15 protein-coding genes and 1 pseudogene are annotated in these 23492 nt (G+C 68.3%); 10 read left to right on the top strand and 6 right to left on the bottom strand.

Annotated elements, in window-relative coordinates:
• Nucleotides 1-210: 210 nt before the first annotated feature.
• Nucleotides 211-633, top strand: a complete 423-nt coding sequence (locus tag O3W51_RS40770; RefSeq protein WP_198359031.1) for a hypothetical protein — start codon at nt 211-213, stop codon at nt 631-633.
• Nucleotides 634-692: 59 nt separating this feature from the next.
• Here the strand turns inward: O3W51_RS40770 and O3W51_RS40765 are convergent, their stop codons facing one another.
• The gene (locus O3W51_RS40765; protein WP_198359032.1) at nt 693-893 is read right to left on the bottom strand and encodes a hypothetical protein; all 201 of its coding nucleotides are present in this window, start codon (nt 891-893) and stop codon (nt 693-695) included.
• A gap of 30 nt (nt 894-923) precedes the next feature.
• On the opposite strand from O3W51_RS40765, the gene O3W51_RS40760 reads away from it, so the two are divergent.
• The 3 genes and pseudogenes from O3W51_RS40760 to O3W51_RS49100 form a co-directional block, all read left to right on the top strand.
• Nucleotides 924-1076: a hypothetical protein gene (locus O3W51_RS40760; RefSeq protein WP_198359033.1), complete on the top strand. Its 153-nt coding sequence runs from the start codon at nt 924-926 to the stop codon at nt 1074-1076.
• A 79-nt stretch (nt 1077-1155) separates the two neighbouring features.
• Nucleotides 1156-1686 carry a MarR family winged helix-turn-helix transcriptional regulator gene (locus O3W51_RS40755; protein ID WP_198359034.1) on the top strand — a complete coding sequence of 177 codons (531 nt, stop codon included), beginning with the start codon at nt 1156-1158 and terminating at the stop codon, nt 1684-1686.
• Between the two features lie 64 nt (nt 1687-1750).
• Nucleotides 1751-2230 (top strand): annotated as a pseudogene (locus O3W51_RS49100) (chloride channel protein); the annotation flags it as partial.
• 52 nt (nt 2231-2282) lie between these two features.
• Here the strand turns inward: O3W51_RS49100 and O3W51_RS40745 are convergent.
• The 3 genes from O3W51_RS40745 to O3W51_RS40735 all read right to left on the bottom strand — a co-directional run bounded on the left by O3W51_RS40745 (nt 2283) and on the right by O3W51_RS40735 (nt 7571).
• Entirely contained in the window at nt 2283-4196 is a 1914-nt protein-coding gene (locus O3W51_RS40745; protein ID WP_198359074.1) for an NAD-binding protein, read from the bottom strand.
• A gap of 179 nt (nt 4197-4375) precedes the next feature.
• The gene (locus O3W51_RS40740) at nt 4376-5770 is read right to left on the bottom strand and encodes an amino acid permease (RefSeq protein WP_198359035.1); all 1395 of its coding nucleotides are present in this window, start codon (nt 5768-5770) and stop codon (nt 4376-4378) included.
• 301 nt (nt 5771-6071) lie between these two features.
• A complete protein-coding gene (locus tag O3W51_RS40735) occupies nt 6072-7571 on the bottom strand; it encodes a SulP family inorganic anion transporter (RefSeq protein WP_198359036.1) in 1500 nt (499 codons plus the stop codon).
• A 301-nt stretch (nt 7572-7872) separates the two neighbouring features.
• On the opposite strand from O3W51_RS40735, the gene O3W51_RS40730 reads away from it, so the two are divergent.
• The 5 genes from O3W51_RS40730 to O3W51_RS40710 all read left to right on the top strand — a co-directional run bounded on the left by O3W51_RS40730 (nt 7873) and on the right by O3W51_RS40710 (nt 13594).
• A complete protein-coding gene (locus O3W51_RS40730) occupies nt 7873-8280 on the top strand; it encodes a MerR family transcriptional regulator (protein ID WP_198359075.1) in 408 nt (135 codons plus the stop codon).
• Nucleotides 8281-8671: 391 nt separating this feature from the next.
• On the top strand, nt 8672-9376 hold the full coding sequence (locus O3W51_RS40725) for an XdhC family protein (RefSeq protein WP_198359037.1): 705 nt from the start codon (nt 8672-8674) through the stop codon (nt 9374-9376).
• On the top strand, nt 9291-9656 hold the full coding sequence (locus tag O3W51_RS49095; protein WP_198359038.1) for an XdhC family protein: 366 nt from the start codon (nt 9291-9293) through the stop codon (nt 9654-9656). Before O3W51_RS40725 ends, O3W51_RS49095 begins: the two co-directional genes overlap by 86 nt.
• A gap of 497 nt (nt 9657-10153) precedes the next feature.
• Entirely contained in the window at nt 10154-11596 is a 1443-nt protein-coding gene (locus O3W51_RS40720) for a tyrosine-type recombinase/integrase (RefSeq protein WP_198359039.1), read from the top strand.
• 900 nt (nt 11597-12496) lie between these two features.
• Nucleotides 12497-13594 carry an integrase core domain-containing protein gene (locus O3W51_RS40710; RefSeq protein ID WP_269288839.1) on the top strand — a complete coding sequence of 366 codons (1098 nt, stop codon included), beginning with the start codon at nt 12497-12499 and terminating at the stop codon, nt 13592-13594.
• Nucleotides 13595-13837: 243 nt separating this feature from the next.
• On the opposite strand, the gene O3W51_RS40705 is transcribed toward O3W51_RS40710, so the two are convergent.
• Together O3W51_RS40705 and O3W51_RS40700 are read right to left on the bottom strand one after the other, a co-directional pair.
• Nucleotides 13838-14197 (bottom strand): hypothetical protein, encoded by a 360-nt coding sequence (locus tag O3W51_RS40705; protein ID WP_198359041.1) that lies wholly within the window; start codon nt 14195-14197, stop codon nt 13838-13840.
• A 10-nt stretch (nt 14198-14207) separates the two neighbouring features.
• Nucleotides 14208-20303, bottom strand: coding sequence for a DUF6531 domain-containing protein (locus O3W51_RS40700; RefSeq protein ID WP_198359042.1), 6096 nt, complete (start codon nt 20301-20303; stop codon nt 14208-14210).
• 647 nt (nt 20304-20950) lie between these two features.
• On the opposite strand from O3W51_RS40700, the gene O3W51_RS40695 reads away from it, so the two are divergent.
• The gene (locus O3W51_RS40695) at nt 20951-22456 is read left to right on the top strand and encodes a tyrosine-type recombinase/integrase (protein ID WP_269288838.1); all 1506 of its coding nucleotides are present in this window, start codon (nt 20951-20953) and stop codon (nt 22454-22456) included.
• The last annotated feature ends 1036 nt before the right edge of the window (nt 22457-23492 follow it).

The raw sequence follows: 23492 nt of genomic DNA, 5'->3' as shown, positions 1-23492 counted from the left end.
CGGGCGCCCGCGACGCCGCCCACCGGATCCTGGACCGGCACCAGAGCATCGACGCCCTCATCCACTCCACCGGCGTACTCACCACCCAGGAGAGCCGCACGGCCGACGGGCTCCACCCGTTCTTCGCAGTCAACTACCTCAGCCGCTACCACCTCACCCAGCTCCTCCTGCCCGCTCTGCGCCACTCCGAGCGGCCGACCGTGGTCATGAATGACCGCCGCCATCCCGCCGACCGACGACGCCGACTTCACCCGGTTCCCCACGTTCGACTCGTTCAATTTCGCCCGCGACCGCAAGCCGGCCCAACTCGCCAACCACCACTACGCCGCCCACCTCACCCGCACCGAACCCGGCCTCGCCGCCGGGGTCGTGAACGCGGGCGCCGCGAAGACCGACATCCTGCGCAGCGCCCCCTGGTACATGCGGGCCGGCGCCAAGGTCCTCGGACCGGTCGTCTTCGACACCGTCGAGACCTCCGCGCGCAACGTCGTCGAAGCCGTCCGCCGCGACGACTGGACGACGCCTGCCTACTGGAGCAAGACCGGCCGCTTCGAGCAGTGCACCCCCATCGCGCTCGACCCCACGGTCACCCAGCACCTGGTGGACGTCTCCCGCGCTCTCACCGGAGTCTGACACCGCAGCACTCGGCCACGGACACGGCGGGTCAGCCGTCCGAGACGTCGTCCTCGTCTTCATCGAGGACCGGCTCGTTCGGATCGCGCAGCGGACGCGGGCCGCAGGCCGCCGGCCGCCGGGCTGGAGCCCTGGAAGCTGTAGAGGCCGAGCATGCTGAGGTTTGCGCGGTGGAGCGGGGACAGCCGGGCGACGTCCTCGTCCAGGTCGTCGTGTTCGCGCTGGTCGGCGGGCAGCGCCCGCACGCATATTGAGGTCATGATCTCTTCGCTCGCCGGCCCGATCTGGTCGTGGTCGCGGCCCGCTCCGCCGTCCCCGTGCACTACACGTCGTGGGAACACTTCACCGAGGACCGGGACCAGGTCACCACTGCCTTCACGACCGCCGGCCTCGGGGAGGCCCTTCGCCGGCTCGTGCCGGGAGTCCCTGAGACGCTCGGGTGACGCCCCGCGCGCCGGGTCGACGAGGTGATCACTGTGCGGTCGTGGTGGGGCAGGCACTCTCCAGGATAGAAAGGACGGTATGACCGAGCGCACGAACCCGGTGGGGGCCACAGACGATGTCGACGCGGTGACCCGTGCGGTACTGACCGCCTCACGGGTCCTGGTCGCGGTCTCCGCGCGCTCGCTGGCGGCCGTCGAGGACCGTGTGACGCTGCCGCAGTTCCGTCTGCTGGTGACGCTGTCCACGCACGGAACGGCCAAGCTCGTGGAGGTCGCCGAGTGGCTGGGCGTCAACCCTTCCACCGCGATGCGCATGGTCGACCGGCTGATCGCTGTCGGCTTCGCCGACCGGCAGATCAACCCCCGTAACCGGCGCGAGACCATGCTCGCGCTGACCGAACGGGGACGCCGCATCGTCGAGGAGGTCACCACCCACAGGCGTGCCGAGATCGCGACGATCGTCGAGCGCGTGGCGCCTGCCCAGCGTGCCGTTCTGGTGGACGCGTTGACCGCGTTCGCCGAGGCGGCCGGCGAGCCCGCAGTCCCCCGGTCGGCGCAGGACCTCCACCCTCTGGGCTGGCCCGACCCGTCTGCCACCACGAACCGCTGATTTGCGGCAACCCGCAACAGACGACCCCTCCACGAGCGGCCTCAGTGCCGCGAGATCGACTGTTGTCGTTTCCGCACTGTGCATAGGCTCGGGCGGCTCGGTGGGACGCGAGGGTCCGATCGGTGCAGATCGGCTCCGCCCTGGGGCCCTCTCGTAAAGGTCGATGAAAACCGGTTACGGCTTCCGGTCGCGTGCGGCGCAGCGGGTTCGCCCTGCTCAGCATCGTCGCGGGCATGGTCGATATTGGCTTCACCCGCGTCCTGTACCGCGTCGAGGACGTCTGCGACTGGGTCTGGCGCGGACCTGAGTGGCTGCGCCCCGCTGCGGGCGGGATCCTGCTGGGTGTCCTGCTTCTGACGCTTCCTCAGATGTACGGGGTCGGTTACCCGGTGCTGCAGAAGGCCGCGCAGGGCGGATAGTGGCCGGGTTCCTGCTTCTCCTGCTGGCCGGCAAGATCCTCGCGACCACCCTGACGATCGGCATCGGCGGATCCGGCGGCGTCTTCGCCCCGAGCCCAGCCGTATCCAGCGGGTACGGCTGCGGAGGTCGGACCCAGTCGCAGCCTGCTGGGTTCGTGCCCTCCCGGGTCGGATTGCTCACGGTCTCAGGGGCAGCGAGCGCCGTCCCAGGAGCTCGGCCAAGCCGCGGCGGGTGGCGGCCAGGACCACGCGGTCCTGGGCCTGCAAGATGTAGCCGTCGGGGAGCTCCCACACCAAGTCGGCCGGGCGGTCGGCCGGCTCGTACCCAATGGATCGCGCGGTGGCCAGATCCGGGGTGCGATGGCCCGGGGCAGAGGTGTCCAGGGCCAGGACCCGCCAGGAGCCGGGCCGGAACGCCTCGGCGACGGTGCGGCCTTCCAGTTCCTGGTGGCCCGCCACCTCGACCGCCGCGAAGAGCAGCACCTTGCGCTCGACCGGTATGGCACCCAGGATCTGGCGGCCCATCATGGCGCCGCCGAAGGCTGGTGCGGCCAGGTGGGAGACGCTGCGACTGCGGGTGACGGCGTCCGGGTGGGCGGCGCGCAGGGTGCGGTAGACGGCGGTCGCGAAGTCGTCGTCGTACAGCCGCATGGACACCCTCAGGTCGGGCTTGACCGAGCGGGCGGAGAGGGCGGCCTCCAGGTTGGTGGTGTCGGAGCTGGTCAGGGCGAGCAGGGCGTGCGCCCGGTGGATCCGGGCGGCCTCCAGTACGCCTTCCTGCGCAACATCTCCGAGGACGACCGGAACGTGCAGGCGACGGGCGAGCGCGAGTCCCCGAGCCTGGGGATCGTTCTCCACGCAGACGACAGGGATGCCCAGTTCGAGCAGCCGGGCCAGTACCCGGGCGCCGACCTTGCCCAGCCCCAGGAGGACGACATGGCCGGACAGTCCGCGCGGCGGGCGGCGCAGGGCGGAGGCACTGCGGAAGGCGCCGAGTGCCTCCAGGACCCCGGCGACCAGGACCGGCAGGAGCAGCAGGCCCATGAGCCCGGTGAACAGCTGGATCACCTTGCGACTGGCCGGTTCGGCGACCGCCGGGTCGTCGATGGCGAACAGATCGAGGAGGGTGAGATAACCGGCGTGCAGCGGGCTGCCGCCGGTGGTGAGCCAGGACGACACGGCAAGGCCGAGCGCGGCTGCTCCGATACCGGCGACGGACCAGAGGAGCCGACGGGAGAAGAGTGAACCGAGCGGGACACCGGGGGCTTGCCAACCGCGCGGCGGTGATGAGGTTGATGCCGGGGCGATGGCTTCCAGGACAACGGTTCTCCGCCCCGTGGCCGCTGCCACTGTGCGCGCGTCGGGCAGCAGTTGCGGACCGGCGGTTCCGCTGCGGTCCGAACCCTCGCTGCCCGCCGGGTCGTTGACGGTGGAGGACAGCAGGGCAAGGGTGCACAGCCCCTCGTCGGCGACCTGGCCCCGGCCCGGCGGGGTGCGTTCGACAGCCCGCAACAGCAGCCCGTCGGCCTGTACGACCTTGCTGGTGCCGGCGATCGCCGAGGCGGCCAGCGCCGGGGCCGCGGTGTCCGCATCCGACAGCACGGTGGTGGATGCGTCGAGGACCTGTGGATCGATCCCGGGATCGGCGACCGCCGCCGCCTGGTCGAGGAGCGCCTCCAGGTGCTGGCCCAGCTTCCTGTTGTAGAGCCGGATCACCAGCCGCAGCCTGGGGTTGAGACGTCGGGCCGTCAACGCCGCCCGGATGTTGATCTCGTCGTCGTCGTAGACCAGCGCCAGCGCCTCGGCCCTCTCCACCCCGGCTTCCCGCAGCACCTCTTCATGAGGCTCGTCCGCCTCCAACAGGATTACGGCCTCGGCCTGCTCGTCGGGGATGACACCCCTGCGCGCCACGGCTGCCGTCATACGGCCGAGAAGTGCGGAGGTCCACTCGCCGCGTGGGCCCGGCGACGCCGGCCGCCGAGTGCCGTACCCGGTCCCCGGCGGCACGACGAGAGTCACCGGCTCCCCGTAGAGCTGACGCAGCTCGGCCGCGAGCCGGTGCGCGAGTGCGTCGTCGCCGCAGACGATCATATGGGCGACCGGGCCGGGAAGTTGGACCTGCTGAGGAAGTGACACCACGCCCCCTAGACTCCCTCAGCCCGTTGCCTGGTTCCTCCCCGGGTCCGGGACGCAGGACCCGGGAACGCAGGAAAGCCTCCGCCTCCGCCGCTCCGGCCGGGCCCCGGATGCACCGCGGGCCCTGCCACCCGTCAGGCCACCGACTCCGACTTGCTCTCCACGTCCTCGATCCCGGTGGGCCGCCCGGCCCGGACCCAGCGTGCATACAGCCCGCCGGCGATGAGCAGAGTGGCCGCAAGGGACAGCATCGGCCAGCCGCGCAGCAGGTTCACGGCGAGGGTGAAGGCGACGGCCGCCGCGGCCAGGGCGTTGACCCAGGCCAGTGCCGGCTTCTTCTCGGTGCGGGCGAAGCTGGTCATGGCGAGCAGGCCGACCAGGAAGCTGACGAAGACCGCGACCGCATAGAAGAGCACGAGTTTCTGCTCCTGGCCGGCCGCCGCGACGATGATCACGGCAGCGGCGGCCAGGTAGGCGACCACCGACCAGTACGGGGTGTGGTGCTTGTTCGTACGTCCCAGGACCGGCGGCAGTACGCCCGGCGCGCCCGCCGTGCCCGCCAGGGCCTTCAGCAGACCGGGTCCGGCCTGGAAGGACGAGCTGGCAGCCGCCAGCAGCAGCAGCGAACTGGTCAGCTGGAACGCCCCATACAGCCAGCCGGGGCCTGCCGCCGCGTGCGCGATGTCGGCGATCTGGGTGGAGTCGGCACCCGGGATGCCGACGTGCAGATGTACGGCAAGCGCGGTCAGCGCGATCGTCAGCCCGCCGACGATCACCACGAGCAGGGCGAGAGTGCCCCGGCCGAAGCGGCGCCGGTGGTTGTCATCCAGCTGGCCGAGCTGGGCGATCGCGGTCGACGGCGCCTCGACGCCGGTGGCCAGGGCCATCGCGACGGGGAAGGCGAGTACCACCGCGAGCACCGCCGACCGGCCCGGGTCGGTGCTGGTCGCGGCGTGCCCCGTCTCGTGCGGGGAGACGAAGCCGAGCACGAGCACGGCGACGGAGACCACGACGAACAGCACGGTCATCACCGCGAACAGCAGCCGGCCGCCGTGCCCGAACCAGGTCAGCCCGGCCACCAGCACCAGCAGCCCGAGGGCCAATGGGATGCGGGCCACCGCGAGTTCGGGGAACAGGGCGATCACCGCGCTGGACGCCGCCGAGATCGAGATGCCGATGGTCAGGACGAAGTCCACCACCAGCGCGCCGATGGGCAGGAAGGTCCAGCGGGGCCCGAAGGCCCGCCCGGCCGCGGCCGCGGCTCCCCCGCCCTTGGGGAAACGACGTACCAGTTGCCAGTAGTTGGCGGTCACCACCACGACCAGGCCCACCACCAGTGACATGGTCGGCAACAGCAGTGCCAGGTCACCGTCAAGGGCCCGCAGAGCCGCCTCGATGGCGTACGCGACGGATGACACCGGGTCGGCGATGACCGCGAAGGCGAACGCGAAGAAGAGGACCGAGCGGCGCGGGCCACGGGAAGCACCGAAGGGCGCGCCAGCAGGGCGAGCCTGCCCACGGAGAGACATGCTGGAGCCTTTCATGACGGAACAAATGCGGAACGCACAAACGCGCAACGCATTGCCGACCAGGCTTCCCGGCACACCGGATGAGAGCTTACGTCAGGAAGTCGACAGGGACCGTCAGGAAATCGTCAAGAATCCCGCACCGCAGGCCGGCACCATGCTGGTCAGGAACCGGGGGGCCGTACCTGCCGCGCACCAGAAGATCTCCGCGGCGAGCGGCGGGGGATCGCCTCGGCGAGCGGACGGGCGACCGTCACCGACGGCGAGGTCCCGGCGGCCGGCCCCTCTTCCTGGCCGGTCCGGGTCAGTGGCCGACGAGTTCGCCGGTGAGCTTGCCGTGCAAGTCGGAGCTGGGCTTGTTCAGGCCGGTGATCTCCACGCTCTTGCCGCGCTGCTCATACTTGCTCTCGATGGCGTCCAGGGCCGCGACGGTAGAGGCGTCCCAGATGTGGGCGGCGGAGAGATCGATGACGACCTTGTCCGGGTCGGTGACGTAGTTGAACTGGCCGACGAGATCGTTGGAGGACGCGAAGAACAGCTCGCCGGTGACCCGGTAGACCGCCGTCGTGCCGTCCGGATCGGTCACGGCGGTGACTTCGGCGAGGTGGGCGACGCGCTTGGCGAAGATGACCATGGCGGTGATCGAGCCGACGACGACACCGATGGCGAGGTTATGGGTGGTGACCACGCAGCCGACGGTGATCACCATGACGGCGATCTCACCGGCGGGCATCCTCTTGAGCGTCTTGGGGGCGATGGAGTGCCAGTCGAAGGTCGCAAAGGACACCATCACCATCACGGCGACCAGCGCGGCCATGGGGATGGCGGAGACGACCGGCCCGAAGACGACGCACAGCACCATCAGGAAGGCGCCGGCCAGGAACGTCGACAGGCGGGTGCGGGCACCGGACACCTTCACATTGATCATCGTCTGGCCGATCATCGCGCAGCCGCCCATCCCGCCGAAGAACCCGGTGACGATGTTCGCGATGCCCTGCCCGATGGACTCACGGGTCTTCGAGGAGTGCGTGTCGGTGATCTCGTCGACCAGTTTGGCGGTCATCAGCGACTCCATCAGTCCGACCAGCGCCATCGCGAGCGCGTAGGGAGCGACGGTGGTGAGGGTGTCCACCGTGAACGGCACATCGGGTAGGCCCGGTACCGGAAGGGAGGACGGCAGCGCGCCCTTGTCGCCGACGGTCGGCACGGCGATTCCGGCGGCGACAGTGATGACGGTCAGGATGACGATGGAGACGAGTGGCGCCGGGATCACCTTCGTGACCTTGGGAAAGAACACCATCAGGGCGAGTCCGCCGATGAGCAGCGGGTAGACGGCCCACGGCACGTCGTGCATCTCGGGAACCTGGGCCATGAAGATCAGGATCGCGAGGGAATTGACGAAGCCGACCATCACCGAGCGCGGCACGAACCGCATGAGCTTCGCGACCCCGAGCGCGCCGAGCACGATCTGAAGGACGCCTGCCAGGATCACGGCCGCAACCAGGTAGCCGAAGCCGTGCTCCCGGTTGAGCGGCGCGATGACCAGTGCGACCGCGCCGGTCGCGGCCGAGATCATCGCGGGGCGGCCGCCGACGAACGCGATGGTGACTGCCATCGTGAACGAGGCGAAGAGACCGATCGCCGGGTCGACCCCGGCGATGACCGAGAAGGAGATCGCCTCCGGGATCAGGGCGAGTGCGACCACCAGGCCGGCCAGGACTTCGGTGCGGAAGACCTTCGGCGACAGCCAGGACGGTCGCGCCACGCGTCGACGTGCGATCGCGAACAGTGCGGAGGAGGACAAGGAGGAATGCCTGTCGTACTCGGGCACACTCCAGGCGAGCGTGCGGGAAGACACATCCGGGCCGGAGAGCCCGTACGGCGCCCGAGCGATGCGCGCGCTCTTACGGGCTCGGTGGTCATCGCCGGGAGCGTCGTCGGTCCGGCACGGTGGACGGCGCGGGCTGCGGGCCCGCACCAGGGAGAGGAGGACGTGGGGTCCTCAACCGGAAGGAACTCTACCCTAACGTTAGAGTAGAGATCGAGGACGGCCACACAAGCCGCCGTACAGCCGCGAGAGGGCGCACCGGGTGAGCAGCGAGCACATGCAGATCGGCGAGGTCGCGGCCCGCACCGAACTCTCCCTGCGCACCATCCGTCACTACGAGGAGACCGGACTGGTCACCCCTTCGGCACGCTCCCAGGGTGGCTTCCGCCTCTACACCGAGAGCGACGTCGCCCGCCTCATGGTCATCCGCCGCATGAAGCCGCTCGGCTTCGCCCTCGATCAGATGCGCGACCTGCTGGATGCCACCGACCGCCTCGACGCGGACGGCGCGCCGGACGCCCGCGAACGGGAAGCGTTGCTCGAACGCGTGCGCACGTACGAACAGACCGCCACCGAGCAGGTAGAAAGGCTCCGAGTCCAGCTGTCCCAGGCACAGGACTTCGCCGCCGCACTCCACGCCCGGCTGCATCACGACGCGGCGCGGGCCGCCTCCAGCCAGCCGTGATCAGGACTGCGAGGGGCTGCCGTCCAGTAGCTGGTCACGGCCGGTGCGGTCCAGCACGTAGGGCGTACGAGACCGCCGCGCGCAGATGCCCGGTCACCCCCGGCACTCGGGCCTGTCGTCGCGTTGTCGCCGGGTCGAAGCTCGGATGGCGGCGATGCTCCCGCCTGCAGTCAGCCGCCCGCAACGCCGCCGGCACTGCCCGCCCAACACCCCATCGCGGGCATCACCCAGCGTCGGCGCTCCAAATCACCGCCATGGTTTGCAACGAATCAAATGAACCCCGACCCGAGAGGGCCCTGACCTGCGGAAAGACGGCAACGCGGCGCGGCGCGCCTCCCGGACCAATACCGTCGCAGCTCCGGCCCGGGACCTGAACAGACAAGAGGTACACGTGCTACGCGAAGTGTGGCCCTGCGTCGACGCCCACCGCCGCGCGGGCCGGCCCGTCGTGCTGGCCCGCCTGGTCGGCCGCGACGGCCCAGGATCACGGCCACTCGGGGCCACCATGGCCGTCGCCGGGGACGGAACGTGGCGCGGCTCGCTGTCGGGCGGCTGCGTCGAGGGCATCATCCTGGACGCGGCCCGCGCCGTCCTGGCCGGGGCCGCGCCCCATGTGACCGCTGTGGCGCCCGGGGAACACCTCCTGCCCTGGGAGAGCGCTCCGGCCTGCGCGGGCGAAATGCAGGTTCTCATCACGCCCGCGCCACCCGAGCCGGTGCACTCCGCCATCACCGCGGCCCTGGCCGAGGACCGCCCACTCGCGGTCCGGGTCGGGCTGCTGCCGCCCTACCCCCGGTCGACAGCCACCACCCCAGGCCAACTGCCCTACGAGGGACCCGCGTTCACCGAGGAGCTGGCAAGCCGGCCGCAGCTGCTGCTGATCGGCGCGACGGATCTCGCCGCTGTCCTGGCCACCCTGGCCCGGCCACTGCACCGCAGAGTCGTCGTCCTCGACCCGCGGCCCGGCCATGTCGCCTCCGGGGCCTTCCCCGATACCGTCGCAGTCGTCCGTGCCTGGCCCGACAAGTGGATCGCCCGCCACCCGCTCGGCGCACGCGACGCCGGTCGTCACACTCAGTCACGACCCGCGCATTGACGACCGCGCCCTCCGCGCCGCTCTGGCAGGCTCCGCGGGGTACGTCGCCGGGCTCGGCAGCCGGGCCACCCACGCTGGGCGCCTGCGCCGCCTGTCCGACGCCCCCGGACTGGACCGCCTGACCGGCCCCGCGGGCCTCGACCTCGGCGGAGCATCCCTCGCGGAGAGCGCCCTATCCATCCTCGCCGAGCTCGTCGCGGTGGACAACGGACGCGGCGGGCGGCGCCTGCGAGACGGCAACCTGCCCATCCAGGCCACCACGGCCACAGCGCACGCCTAGCCGATCAGGTGTTCCTCTTGCGCCTGCCCACCTCGGCCCGTTCGCACTGATGGACCTTGACAACACCGTTTTGGCGGCCTGCGGCGGGCGGTAAGGATCGCCGTTTTGGCCTGCCCGATGATCTGCTGCGCCTTGCCGGGGTCGGCGAAACGGCTGACCTACTCGGCGAGGGTGCGAGCGGTGGCCGGTATCGCGGCGCGGCCCTGCCCAGTGCATCAGACGACGAACTCGCGGCCTGTCGCACGTAGGCTTGAGGCGTGCTGCGAGGGCATGGAACGTTCGAGACTGGCCAGGATCCGGAGGATCGATGGCTACCGGGCACGATCACCAGTCGGTAGGAACTCACCCTCGGTTGCGGCACTTACGCACACGTCAAGGGATCACCGCAGGTCACGGCTCCTGCCGTATCCATGTGATCGCATGGTGATCGCCGCCCTCAACACCGACGGCCGACAATGGATATGCCGGCTTCCGTACGACCACGGGAAGCGATCACCATGCGCACCGCCTCCGACCACGGCCGCGTCTACCGCCGTTGCGGCTGCCGCAACCAGCAACACCGCCAGCTCGGAGCACACTGCCCCCAGCTCGCCACCGATCCGGGTCACGGCACCTGGACGTTCGCCGTCGACCTCCCCTCCCCCGCCCCAGGCCGGCACACCATCCGCCGTGGCGGCTACTCCACCGAGGAGTCAGCCCGCACCGCGCTGCGCCGGCTCCTCGAAGGACACAATTCCGGATTCAGCGCCGACCCCAACCAGACCGTCGGCGACTACCTGAACGCCTGGCTCAAGGCCAAGGACCTGGCTCTCAAACCGACGACCATGGCCCGCTACCGCACGTACGTCACCCAAGATCTCATCCCCGCCCTCGGCGAGATGCCCCTCGACGACCTCGGCTACCCCCATGTCGCCGGCCTCGTCCACGCCGAGCTCGCCCGCGGCAGAGGCCGGGTCACCGTTCACCGCATCCTCGCCACGCTCTCCAGCGCGCTGGGTGACGCCGTCAGGCACCACCGGCTACCCGCCAACCCCGCCCGGCCCACGATCATCCCCCGTCCCGCGGCAGCAGAACGTCGCATCTGGACTGTCCAGGAAGCCTCGCGATTCCTGCGGCACTGCCACGCCGCAGAACCGCTGTTCGCCGACCTCGTCGAAGTCCTCATCGGCACCGGCATGCGCAAAGGAGAAGCGCTCGCGCTGCACTGGAACGACGTCCACTTCAACCAGCAGGCCCTCTTCGTCCGCTACACGCTCTCCGCCATCGACAACAATCGCCTCGTCCTGACCACACCCAAAACCCGCAGCAGCAGGAACTGGGTCGCCCTCTCCCCACGCGTCGCCACCGCCCTCCGCAACCGCGCCCAGGACGCCCCAACCCTGAGCCGGCCAGATCACAGCGGGTACGTCTTCCACCGCCCCGACGGCCGCCCCCTCCACCCCGAATACGTCCTCAACCACTTCCACTACCTGTGCAAGGAAGCAGGCGTGCCCCGCACCGGAATCCACGACCTGCGACACCTGACCGCCACCATCGCCATCACCGCAGGCGTCCCCCTCACCGTGGTCTCCAAGACTCTCCGCCACTCAACGCTCTCCACCACCGCCAACATCTACAGCCACCTCACCGCCCAAGCCGCCCGCGAAGCCGTCACGACCATCGACACAACCCTGACCAGAAGCGACGACAGCACAGCAACCCCGACCCTCATCGCGGGACCACGACCACGAGGCGACCACAACCCCAAACTCCGCAATTGCCTCGCCCTGGCCAATCAACCCAGACCGAACCCGAGTTGCCCGACGCACTTCGAGAAGGGGGCGAAGAGCCGCGATCACAATGCGACCACCACTGCCACAAACACGGAAAAGGCCGTCTCCGCATCTCTGCGAAAACGGCCTCCGACCTGCGAAAACGCTGGTCGGGACGACAGGATTTGAACCTGCGACCCCTTGACCCCCAGACGCGCCAGTTGTTCGGAATCGCCCATGCCGTGTGGTCCCCAACTAGTCCCCAGGGAAATGGTCCTAGCGTCATGCCGCAAGCTCCCCTCCAGTGTGAGCGGCTTGTCAGGAATTCACAAGACGTCGAAAATGCGGAGGGTGGAGGCTGGAGATGGAGAAGGGGACCTGGGGCCTCCTACGCGATTGGCCGGCGCAGTCCCTAACGATCTGCGACAGGGCCCGAGGGCCGTCGGGCACCCTTTGGTAGTACAAGGGCACCGGCGACATCGCGGCCGCCTTCGCCGCACGCGTCAAGGCCGGGGCAACATCCGGGCCCGCAGCTTCAGCGAGCGCGCGGCCCGGTTGCACTCGCGGCCCGACGGCGATCTTGGTTGCTGAAAGGAACGGTGACGCCTGGACGTCGCGGATCACGGTGCGCTCGGAGACGTCCAACTCGCGGGCGAGAGCGACGGCGGTCAGACCGGGGCTCAACTGGACGAGGAAGGCCATACGGATCAGGCGGGCGGCACGCATGGCCCAATTCTTCCGGGACGGTGTCCGCAACCGCGCCCCGGCCCGGCTTCACCACTCGTGTCGGCACAGCCGGTCTGTCGGAATTACTTCAAAGGAAGTCATCCGTACGGCCCGACCGGCGGCCGGTGGCTCTGGCGACACGGATGCGGTCCTCGGCCCGGGCCCATCGGCGGTGCCGGGGCTCAAAGTCGGGAGCTCAGAGTGCCGGGGGTACCTCCTGCGGGCCGCCGCGCCCGCCCTGCCCCTGCCGATAACCTCATCCGCCCTGGTGGGAGCCGGTTTACGGGGTGCGCGCGATCACGGGTACCAGCGCACAAAATGGGCCTCTCGCACGGTTGGTCACCGCCCCGCCATGATGATCGCGTGCTGTGTCGACTGGCTTACCTGACCGTCATGAACGCCTTCGCCATGCTCCGCCTGCTGCCGATGAGCGACCGGGACAAGGACGCGGAGATCCTCGAGTTGCGCCATCAGATCACGGTGTTGCAGCGCCAACTCGGCAAAGACAGAGTGCGGTTCACCCCGGACGATCGCGCGTTCCTGGCAGCCCTGCTGCACCGGATGCCGTCGGAGGCGCTGCCCAAGATACGGGTGGTGGTGCGTCCGGACACGGTGCTGCGCTGGCACCGCGACATGGTCGCACGCCGCCACGCGGCCCGATCCCGGCCCAGGCGCCCGGGAAGGCCACGCACCGTGCGCTCCATCCGCACCCTGGTCCTGCGGCTCGCACGGGAGAATCCCCACTGGGGATATCGCCGCATCCACGGTGAACTCCTCGTTCTCGGGATCAAGGTGGGTGCCTCCACCGTCTGGGAAATCCTGAAGGATGCCGGGATCGACCCGGCGCCCGAACGCGCTTCCAGTACGTGGGCGGACTTCCTGCGCTCCCAGGCCGACGCCCTGCTGGCGTGCGACTTCCTGGAGACGGTCACCTTGTCCGGGGCGCGGCTGTACGTGTTCGCGGTGATCGAGCACGCCAGCCGGCGGATCCGGATTCTCGGCGCCACCGCCCACCCCACAGCCACCTGGGTCATTCAAGCCGCGAAGAACCTCGTCATGGATCTCGAAGACGCCGGCTGTCGGGCCAGGTTCCTGATCCGGGACCGTGACGGGAAGTTCCCCGCCCTGTTCGACGCCGTCCTGGCGGACGCGGGGGTCGACGTGGTGCTCAGCGGCGTACGGATGCCACGGATGAACTCGATCATGGAACGGTGGGTGCAGACCTGCCGGCGCGAACTGCTGGACCGCACCTTGATCTGGAACCAGCGACACTTACTGCACGCGCTACGGGAGTTCGAAGAGCACTACAACTCCCACCGGCCCCATCAGGGCATCGCCAACGCCCGCCCACTGCACCCGCTGCCGGTTCCCGTCACCGATCCAGAACAGATCGACCGCCTAGACATACGTAGACGCGAACGACTCGGCGGCATCCTCCACGAGTACCAACATGCTGCGTGACCTGTACGGATGAGGTTATCGGCAGGGGCAACGTCACCACACCGATCGACGAATCAACCCGGTCTACTGCGAAGTCTCATCGCTGAGCACTGTTGGGCTCGGGTTCATGAACCCGGTCAGCCGAGGCCATCGGCCATATATCAGACTGAAGGCGGTTATAGCAATTTGCTATAATTCGCTGCAGCACCGGAGTCCCGAGGAACTCACGAGATCACAGTTTGCAGCCGTTCGTACACGCACACACTAGGCGCCTTGTCCATTCCACCACGAGTGGTCGACTTTCGCTTCCTCTAGCGCTGCAAGACGGCGAAAGACATGCATAACGAATTCACTAGGAAGCCTGACCGCATGGGCTGTCAGATAATGACTAAGCCCGGTAGGCCAGATGAATTCCCCGTCTGTTAGTTCCGCATTGCCATTAGGCTCATTGCAGACTCGGCATCGAGAAACGCCCATGAATTGACGTACGATCTGTCCTTGATTGAGATAGTCGGCCACTATTTCGCGCTCCGATTCATCCCACTCGACATCCATCATCGCTGCGACATCCGGGAGGCCGGCGACACTTTCCGATCTCCAGTAACCCAATGCCTTCAGGTCCATATCGCCACCCTCACTTCGGTTCAAATGGAATCCAATCTCCTTCTACGGGTCGCTCATTTTTGTCCCACAATACCACCTTGCCGCTGTTGGTAATTCGGACGTCCTGCATGGGTGCCAGCACCAGCGTGCCGAGTTCATTGGCGAGTTCTTGGGCGCCCGTTCCGCAAGCCGCCTGGCACGCGAGCAGGCGCACAGGCTCCCCGTCCCATCCAGCAGCTCTGACCTCCTGCGCCAACTCGGCAGGCGAGATGTTGGTCCCCGGAAGTCCTGGGTCTCGGATGAAGCCGTTGGCCTCATCCCCATGCACGACGACGTCGAACCACCCTTCAGGGGTCTTGATTTTGGCGAAGGGGCTGTGATCACCACCCCTGATGGGATATTGCTTGGGCATAACGTGAGCAGACTTCCCCATCGTTATCCCTCCGTTTTCACCAACGGCGTCCCTCTGCCATCCCTTCAACCCGCCCAGTCCAGCCACGACGACCTGCTGGGTGAGTTGGTCGCCGGCGGCGTCGTACTGGTCTGCGAGTTCGTCGCAGCCTTGCTGACGGAGCATTTCAGCGGCGCGGTAGAGGCGGTAGGCGGGGCGGATCGGGAGGTATTTGTCGACAAAGGCGCCCGCCCCACCATTGCGTCCTGTGACAGCGTTAGCGAGGTCGCCGACGAAGACGAAGGGGAGCTTCGCGCCCTCTACGAGCCCGCCGCCAAACGCCTCAACGCGGCTCATAATCGGGTCGTACCAGCTGCGGCCGGAGGGGTCGGTGGCGTAGGTGGGGCCGTTGTTCGCGTAGGTGTAGTCCGCGGTGTAGGGGCTGGCCGTGCGCAGTTGGATGGGGTCCTGGCTGGTGAAGCGGCCGATGATGGGGTCGTAGTTGCGGGCGCGGAGGTTGTAGCCGGCGGTGGTGGGGGTGGATTCCTTGTATTGGCCGGTGTAGCCGAACGGGTCGGCCGGGGCGGTGGCGGCGAGTTTGGTCTGGGTCTGTTCGCCGTAGGCGGTGTAGCTGTTGCGGTACTGGTTGACGCCGGTGGAGTTGGTCAGGTCGGTGACCGAGCCGAGGGCGTCGTGGTGGTAGAAGAACGCGTCCGCGGCTGTCTGCTGGGTCTGGATCTGCTCCAAGGGGTTGTACGCGTAGTCCGCGATCAGGGCGCCGGAACCGTTGGTCTCGGTGGCGATCTGCGGGAGGGAGTTGTTGAGGTCCCAGGCGGTGGTGCGTTGCAGAGTGCCGGCCTTGGAGGCGATGGTGCGGTTGCCCCCGGCGTCGTAGGTAAAGGTGTAGCTCGTTCCGCCGGTGGTGGCTTGGGTGAGGCGGTTGTTGGCGTCGTAGGCGAGAGTGTCACCGCCGCTACCCGTCTGGTTGCCGTCCGCGTCGTACGTGAAGGCGCGGGTGGTGGCGCCGGTGACCGCGCTGCTCAGCTGGTCGGCGGCATCGTAGGTGTAATCGGTGACCGCGGTGGGGGTGGTCTGGGTCTTGCGGTTGCCCGCGCCGTCGTAGGTGTAGGTGGTGGCGGTGGCCGGGCTGGGGCAGGTCGCGGCCTGGGTGGCCGCGGCGCACTCGGTCAACAAGCGCCCGGCTGGGTCGTAGGTGTAGTACTGCGAGGCGGCTGGCTGGCCGGCGCGGGTGGCGTCGACGCGGGTGGGTCGGCCGGCGTCGTCCAGCGTCAGCGCCCAGTTCGACAGCGCAGTGCCGGCTTTGGTGCTGCCGATGCTGGCGAGACGGCCGTCCTGATCGTAGCCGCGTTGTTCGGTGTAACCGTTGGTGGCGGGCAGTGTTGTGGTGGTGAGGTTGCCAGCCGGGTCGTAGCCGTAGGTGGTGACGGCGGGGGCGGGGGCGGCGGTCTGCCAGGGGTTGATCCAGGTGCCGTTGGTGGCGCGCTTGGTGTAGCCCACCAGGCTGGTGGCGCCGGCCAGGACCTTCAGGTCGGTGCCCGCCGCGGTCGCGGTGGCCTCGGTCAAGCCGGTCAAGGCGCCGGCGGCGCCGAAGACGTCACCCCAGGTGGTCCAGGTGCCATCGGTCTTGCGGACGGCGTGCCAGAGTTTGCCGGAGGCGACGGTCAGGACTTCCAGGCCGGAGGCGGTCGAGGCGACGGTCACGCGCGTCGGGTCGGTCAGCGTGCCGTGGACGGCCCCGAAGACATCCCCCCAGGCTGTCCAGGTGGCATCCGGTTTGCGGATGGTGTGCCAGAGCTTGCCGCCCGCAATGGCCACCAGTTCCAGCCCGGACGGTGTCGCGGCCACGGTGATGCGGGACGGGTTGGCCAGGGTGCTACCGACCGCGCCGAAGACGTTGCCCCAGGGGGTCCAGGTGCCGTCGGGCTTGCGGATGGCGTGCCACAGCTTGCCGTCGGCGATGGCGACCATTTCCAGGCCGGAGGCGGTGGAGGTCAAGGAGGAGTAGGTGAGGTTGGTCAGGGTGCTGCCGACCGCGCCGAAGACGTCGCCCCAGGGGCTCCAGGTCCCGTCCGCCTTGCGGACGCTGTGCCACAGCTTGCCGCCGGAGACCATGGTGACTTGCAGACCGCCGCTGACCCAGGCCGCTGCCACCGCGCTGACGGCCGGCTTGCTGCCCGTCTTGGGGGCCAGATCCTCAAAGACCGGCCAGGTGCCGTCCGCTTTCTGCTGCGCGTACCAGACCTTGCCGTCGGCGACCGCCACCGCGTGGGTCTGTGTGCTGTCTCCGGCGATCGCGATGCCTTGGAGCTTGGAGGGATCCAGGGTGGCCGCCGTGACCGGGCCCGGGGTACTCATGGTGCTCTGCCGGCCGTCGGCGTCGTAGCCGTAGGCGTACGTCCTGCCGTCCGGGTACGTGCGATTGGTCAGCTGTCCCGCGTCGTCATAGCTGTAGGCGAAGGCCCCACCGTGATCGGGCGTCGCCGTCTTCAAGCGGCCGGCCGCGTCGTAGCCGAAGGTGCGGGTGCCGGTGGCATCGGTCAGCGTCTTGCGCTGGCCGTTGGCGTAGTAGGTGGTGGCCATCGCTGCGGTGCTGTCGCTGTACGTGGTTCCGGACGGCAGACCCCGCCCGTCGAACACGGTAGTCGCGGTGGTCCCGCGCGCATTGGTCACCGTGGTGGTGTTGCTGTCCGCGTCGTGCCCGATGCTCTGCTTGCGCCCCAGCGGGTCGGTGACGCTCTTCTGCCGACCCGCGTCGTCGTACTCGTACGTCGTGGGGTGTCCGTTGGGGTCCGTGCGGGTCGCCAGGGTGCCGGTGACGTTGTAGGTGTAGCTGGTGGGCGCGCCATCGGGGCCGGTGACCTTCTTGATCCGACCCAGTTCGTCGTATCCGGTCCTGGTGACGTGGCCCAGTGGGTCGGTAACTGTCTCGACCTGGTTCAGGGCGTTGTACCCGGTGGTGGTGATCTTGCCCAGGGGGTCGGTGACTTTGGTGGTGTTGCCGGCCTCGTCATAGCGGTACGTGGTGGTGAACTTGGTCGGGTCCGCGTTTGGGACGTTGCCGCGGGGGTCGACCTGGGTGGCTGTGCGCCCGTCCGCGTCGTAGGACCAGCTGGTCGTGAAGCCCAGCGGTGTCGTCTGGGTGGTGCGGTGGCCGTCCGCGTCGTAGCCGTAGGACGTGATCTTGCCCAGCGGGTCGGTCCTGCGGTCCTGAAGGTCGGTCTTGGTGTAGGTGTACGCCGTGACCTTGTTCAGCGGGTCCGTGGTCGCCGCGATGTTGTCGTTGCCGTCGTAGCTGGTCCTGGTGACGTGTTTGAGGGGGTCGGTCACCGAGACGGGACGGTTGAGCGCGTCGTAGTCGGTCGTGGTGAGCGCGCCGGCGGGCTCGGTGACGCTGGTGCGGTTGCCGTTCGGGTCGTAGCCGTAACTGGTGGTGAAGGCGGCCTTGTTGGCGCCGGGGAGGTTCCCGCGCGGTGTGAGGGTGCTGAGCAGGTGATTGTTCTTGTCGTAGGTGTAGGTCGTGGTGTTGCCGAGGGGGTCGGTGACGGTCTGGAGATTACCGACCGGATCGTAGGTGTTGGTGGTGATCTTTCCGGCGGGGTCGGTGACGGCGCGGACGTTTCCGGCCCGATCCCAGGTGTAGGAGGTCAGGTGGGAGGCGGCGTCGGTCACCGAGGCGAGCATCCCGGCGTCGTCGTAGTCGTAGGACGTGAGGTGCCCGAGAGGGTCCGTGACGGATTTCAGGGGTCCGCGCGGGTCATACACATAAGTGGTCGTGAAGGCAGCAGGATCGGCGCCGGAGACGTTTCCGCGCGGGTCGGTCTTCGCCGTGATCCGGCCTGCGGGGTCGTAGCGGAAGGTGCTGATCTCCCCGAGGGGGGTGGTGACCGATGTCCGGTTGCCTGCCGGGTCGTACCCGTAGGTCGTCTTCTTGCCTCGGGGGGTGGTCACCGATTCGAGGGCGCCGAGCGAGGTGTAGGTGTATGCGGCCTTGCCGCCGGCGGGGTCGGTGCTGTCCATCAGCTGGTTGGCGACGTAGTGGTACTTGGTGGTGTTGCCGCGGCTGTCGGTGTGGCTCTCCATGTTGCCGGCCGGGTCGTAGGTCCAGCTCTCGCTGTAGCCCACTGATGCGGGAGCCTGCCGGGTGAGCATGTGCCCGGCGCCGTCGTACGTCATCGACGTCGTGTTACCGAGTCGATCGGTGATGGCCACCGGGCGCAGGTAGCGGTCGTAGTCGTAGGAGACCTGCTTGCCGTACGGATCGGTGCTCTGCAGCAGGACGTTGCCGGAGTAGACGTCGCTCCACACCCCGCCGTTGGCGTCGGTGGTGTTCGAGGTACGGCTGTTGTCCCAACTGAAGTTGCTCTTCTTGCCGTTGGGATCGGTCTGCGTCACGACGCGACCGCTCGTGTCGTAGGTGTTGGCGACCTTCCCGCCCATGGGGTCGATGATGCTGTTCAGTCGCTGACCGGTGTCGTACCCGTACGTCGTGGCCTTGCCCGCCGGATCGGTGACGGTCGTCAGCAGCCCCGCGGTATAGGTGTAGCCCACGAAGGTGCCGTCCGGCAGCGCCACCTTGCTCAGCCGCCCGTCGGTACCGACGGTGAAAGCGGTGCTCCGGCCGGCCGTGTCAGTGATGGAAGCCAGCCGGCCCGAGGCGTACGCCAAGGTCAGTCCGTGGCCGCTCGTGTCCAGCAGCGCGGTGAGTTGGCCACTGCTGTTGAAGACACTGCGGGAGTGGTCCTCGGCCGTCACCGTGTACGTGCTCCCCGACACGTCCAGGACCAGATGGGCACCGGCAGGAGTGGCGTATGTCCCGTTGCCCTGCTTCTGGAAGACGACCAGCGAGCCGTCGGCGGTACGCAAGGACGCGGTACTTGCGGCCAGTGTCAGCTGGGAGTCGAACGGCATGGACCAGCCCCGGCCCAACAGACCCACCGCGGCGGAGTCCGAACGGTAGAAGCGGTCGAGGGACAGCGGCGTGCCCGCGCCGATCAGTGTCGCGTCCGTAGCTCTCTCGAAGAACGTACCCGTCGCGGTGTTCACCGGGTCCGCACGATGCGCCTGCGCGTAGCAGGTGCAGATGCCCACCTGCGCTCCGGGAATACCTGGCGTGTAGAACGCCGTGGTCGGCGGGGAGGTGGTCCCGTTCGGGCTGGTCGACCCGTCGGTGCCTTCCATGAAGATCCAGGCGTAGTACTGCTTGCCGTCCTGCAGGGGACCGCCCGCCGTGTTCGACGCCCACCAAAAGCACTGGTCCGCCGGGTAGGAGCTACTCCCCCACCAGCCGTAGCACCACGCCCCGGTCTCAAGGAATTTGCCCTGGGGGTTGCCGGTAGCCTTCTTGATCTCCTGCTGGTAGACCGGCTTGCCGGCCTGGTCCATCACATAAAGCCACAAGCCGCTGTACGAAGCAGCCGTGCCCGCACCGAACTTCGCCTGGCCGCCGATCGACAGATAGGCCGGATACGCAGTGGCGTAGGCCGACACCCACGCGGGGTCGGCGACTGCGGCAGCCGTGGCCGGGCGGGAGGGCTTCCGCGCGGCCACGGCCGGACCCGTACTCGCATGAGCCGCGGGGCGGTCGTGGGGTTGGAGGGCCTGCTTCTTTGCCTGGGCCTTGAGGTTCTTGTTGGTGCTCGGGTCGGCGTAGCCGCGCATGGGTGACAACTGGGCCTGCTGGGACGCCAACTGACTGCGCCGCTCGGCGAGAGACATCGCCGTCGGGGGCTTCGGAAGGTCCGCCGCGGATCTGGTACTCGCTGCTTCCGCGATGGCCGGCAACGCGTTCGCCTGTGTCGGCCGTGCTCGCGCCCAGCTGGGCGACCCCCCACTCACCGCCAACAGCGCGAGCACCACAAACGCCAGAAGCGTCTTCCGAGCATGCCTGAACATCCCGCCCCCTACGACCGACCAGCAACCGTAGGGATCTTCGGCGAAACCAGAAGCGATCAACCCGCCAACGCTGAGACATGGCGCAAAAGCATTCTTGATTCAAACATATGTCTCATTAACTGTGGGCCCGACCCTCGCTGGACTCCGCTGTAAGGCCGCGCAGGGAAGCCGGGCACCATCGCGGACGAACCGCACGCCGCACCGGCTCACGACACCTACGTACCGAACGGCATCGACATCCAGGGGCCGCCCAACCGTCCGAATCACTGGGGCTGAGTGGAGCAAGCTGTCCTACCCGGCGCAAATAGGTTCGCAAGCTTGACCCCTTGACGCCCCGTAAAGGGATCTGCTCAGGTCAGGAGGCCAGCAGGGGAGCTGGTGGTCGCCTGGTGGTCGCCTGGTGGTCGCAGGCTATTCCTTGCGACCGCGCGAAGACCGATCATGGACGCGAACCCTGTTCAACTCAATCGTTGGAAGCGATCACCATGCGCTCCACCGTCCACCGCGGCCGCGTCTACCGGCGGTGCGGCTGCCGCGACCAGAACCGCAGGCAACTCGGGGCCCACTGCCCCCAGCTCACCACCGACCCCGATCACGGCTCCTGGACCTTCGCCGTCGACCTCCCCTCCCCCACCGAACCCAACCAGCCCAGCGACCACACGAGCCCCACCCGACATCGGCACACCGTGCGCCGCGGCGGCTTCCCCACCCAGGACACCGCCCGCGCCGCCCTGCACCGACTCCTCGACGGCGCCCAGGGCGGATTCGACGCCGACCCCAACCAGACCCTCACCGTCTACCTCACCGCCTGGCTCAAGGACAAAGAACTCACCCTCAAACCCACCACCTACGCCCGCTACCGCGACTACACCCGGCACGACCTCATCCCGGCGTTCGGCGACGTACTCCTCGACGACCTCGGCCACCAGCACATCGCCGCCTTCGTCCACACCCAACTCGCCGCCGGCCGCGGCAAGGTCACCATCCATCGGTGCCTCGCGACCCTCTCCAGCGCTCTGGGCGAAGCCGTCCGCCACCAGCGCCTCACCCACAACCCGGCCCGGCCCACGCTCATCCCCCGCCCGGCCGCCGCGGAACGCACCATCTGGACCGTCCCCCAGGCCATCCGCTTCCTGGACTTCTGCCGCCACGCCGACCCACCCATGGCCGACCTCGTCGAAGTCCTCATCGGCACCGGCATCCGCAAAGGCGAAGCCCTCGGCCTGCACTGGAACGACGTACACCCGTCCCAAGACGTCCTCTACATCCGCTACACGCTCTCCGCCGTCGACAACAACCAGCTCGTCCTCACCGCGCCCAAGACCCGCACCAGCAAAACCTGGGTCGCCATCTCCCCACGCGTCGCCGGCGCCCTCCAACGCCGCGCCCACGACAAACCACCGTCATCCGAGAACGCATTCCGCGGCGGCCTGGTCTTCCACCAACCGGACGGCCGGCCCCTGCACCCCGGGTACGTCCTCAACCACTTCCACGACCTCAGCCGCCAAGCCCATGTCCCCCGCACCACCCTCCACGACCTACGCCACCTCGCCGCAACGATCTCCATCACCGCCGGCGTCCCGCTGACCGTCGTGTCCAAAACGCTGCGGCACTCCACACTCTCCACCACCGCGAACATCTACAGCCACCTCACCGCACAAGCCGCCCACGACGCCGTCGACAGCATCGACCACACCCTCACTGCAAGCGACCGAACCACCAACCGCAACCGCCGCAAACTGCGGCCGCGACCACAACCCGACCACAACCCCCGGGCCCACAACCGGATGAACATCCTGAAGACCGCACCGCCCAGAGCCGATTGCACCCACGAGGTGCGGGCCGGCCGAAGGGGCACGCCGCACTGCGACCACCACGCGACCACCGGACCCCGAAACGCGGAAAAGGCCGCCTCCGCATTTCTGCGAAAACGGCCTCCGACCTGCGAAAACGCTGGTCGGGACGACAGGATTTGAACCTGCGACCCCTTGACCCCCAGCCAGCTCATTCTCTCGGCAAACAGGGCAAACGGTATCTGCACTTCGTGCCATAACGCGTCAGTTGTTCGGAATCGCGCATGCTGCGTGGTCCCCAACTAGTCCCCAGGGAAATGGTCCTAGTGTCATGCCGCAAGCTCCCCTCCAGTGTGAGCGGCTTGTCAGGAATTCACAAGACGTCGAAAATGCGGAGGGCGGAGGCTGGAGATGGAGCAACAGATTCCGGGCCTCCTACGCGATTGGCCGGCGCAGTCCCCAACGATCTGCGACTGGGCCCGCAGTCCGTCGGGCGCCCTTTGGTAGTACAAGGGCCCGGCGACATCGCGGCCCCCTCCGCCGCATCAGTCAAGACCGGGACGACATTCCGGCCCGCTGCTTTAGCGAGCTTGCTGGCCCGGTTGCAAGCGCGGCCTGGCAGGTCTGCACTCAGACGCCCGCCGCCGGGACGTCGGCGCCAGTCGACACGAAGCTGGACTTCGGAGCGGTGAAGACCAACGAGACCTGCCCAGCCACCGACCAGAAGGCGCCCGTGGCAACGCATTCGCCTGCTTGGATGTGTCTGGGTTAGTGAAGCCGGGCCGGTGTTGCAGGAGTCCTCGTTCCGACGGCCACTGTCGTCCTCGGTACAGCCACCAGTGGGACGGCATACAGCTACCGTCGTGATCCCGGGCGTCAATCGCGAAAGCGGCGTTCACACCGGTTCCGATGGCGCCGACGCCGATCACGGCCCCTGGGGCGGCGCCGGCTACAGCGACGGAGTTGACGGTGAGGGCCGCCGTTCCGATGCCTGCTGTGAGTTTGACGGCATGGGCGAGGATGCTGCCGCTCTGGCGGCTGCTCGCCGTGCCGTCTCGGCAGCATCGTAGTCACTGTCGTAGTCGTGCTTAGTACTGCAACCGCATGTGGGGGTGGTGGCCTCGGCGTTGGTAGTGGCATCTGCGGGCGCGGGCTTGGCTGCGGCGTCGGAAGCGTGACCAGTGCAGATGATGGTCGTTGTCCAGGTGTCGGGGCGTGA

Source organism: Streptomyces sp. H39-C1 (genome assembly GCF_027158125.1).
Taxonomy (GTDB): domain Bacteria; phylum Actinomycetota; class Actinomycetes; order Streptomycetales; family Streptomycetaceae; genus Actinacidiphila; species Actinacidiphila fildesensis.
Note: the sequence above shows the minus strand (reverse complement) of the source record. Positions and strands in the feature narration are given on the sequence as shown.

Coding starts and splice junctions, on each gene's coding strand:
- O3W51_RS40745 (WP_198359074.1), bottom strand. CDS start 4,196: ATGATCGTCTGCGGCGACGACGCACTCGCGCACCGGCTCGCGGCCGAG.
- O3W51_RS40740 (WP_198359035.1), bottom strand. CDS start 5,770: ATGTCTCTCCGTGGGCAGGCTCGCCCTGCTGGCGCGCCCTTCGGTGCT.
- O3W51_RS40770 (WP_198359031.1), top strand. CDS start 211: ATGACCGCCGCCATCCCGCCGACCGACGACGCCGACTTCACCCGGTTC.
- O3W51_RS40705 (WP_198359041.1), bottom strand. CDS start 14,197: ATGGACCTGAAGGCATTGGGTTACTGGAGATCGGAAAGTGTCGCCGGC.
- O3W51_RS40755 (WP_198359034.1), top strand. CDS start 1,156: ATGACCGAGCGCACGAACCCGGTGGGGGCCACAGACGATGTCGACGCG.
- O3W51_RS40700 (WP_198359042.1), bottom strand. CDS start 20,303: ATGTCTCTCGCCGAGCGGCGCAGTCAGTTGGCGTCCCAGCAGGCCCAG.
- O3W51_RS40765 (WP_198359032.1), bottom strand. CDS start 893: ATGACCTCAATATGCGTGCGGGCGCTGCCCGCCGACCAGCGCGAACAC.
- O3W51_RS40730 (WP_198359075.1), top strand. CDS start 7,873: ATGCAGATCGGCGAGGTCGCGGCCCGCACCGAACTCTCCCTGCGCACC.
- O3W51_RS40720 (WP_198359039.1), top strand. CDS start 10,154: ATGCGCACCGCCTCCGACCACGGCCGCGTCTACCGCCGTTGCGGCTGC.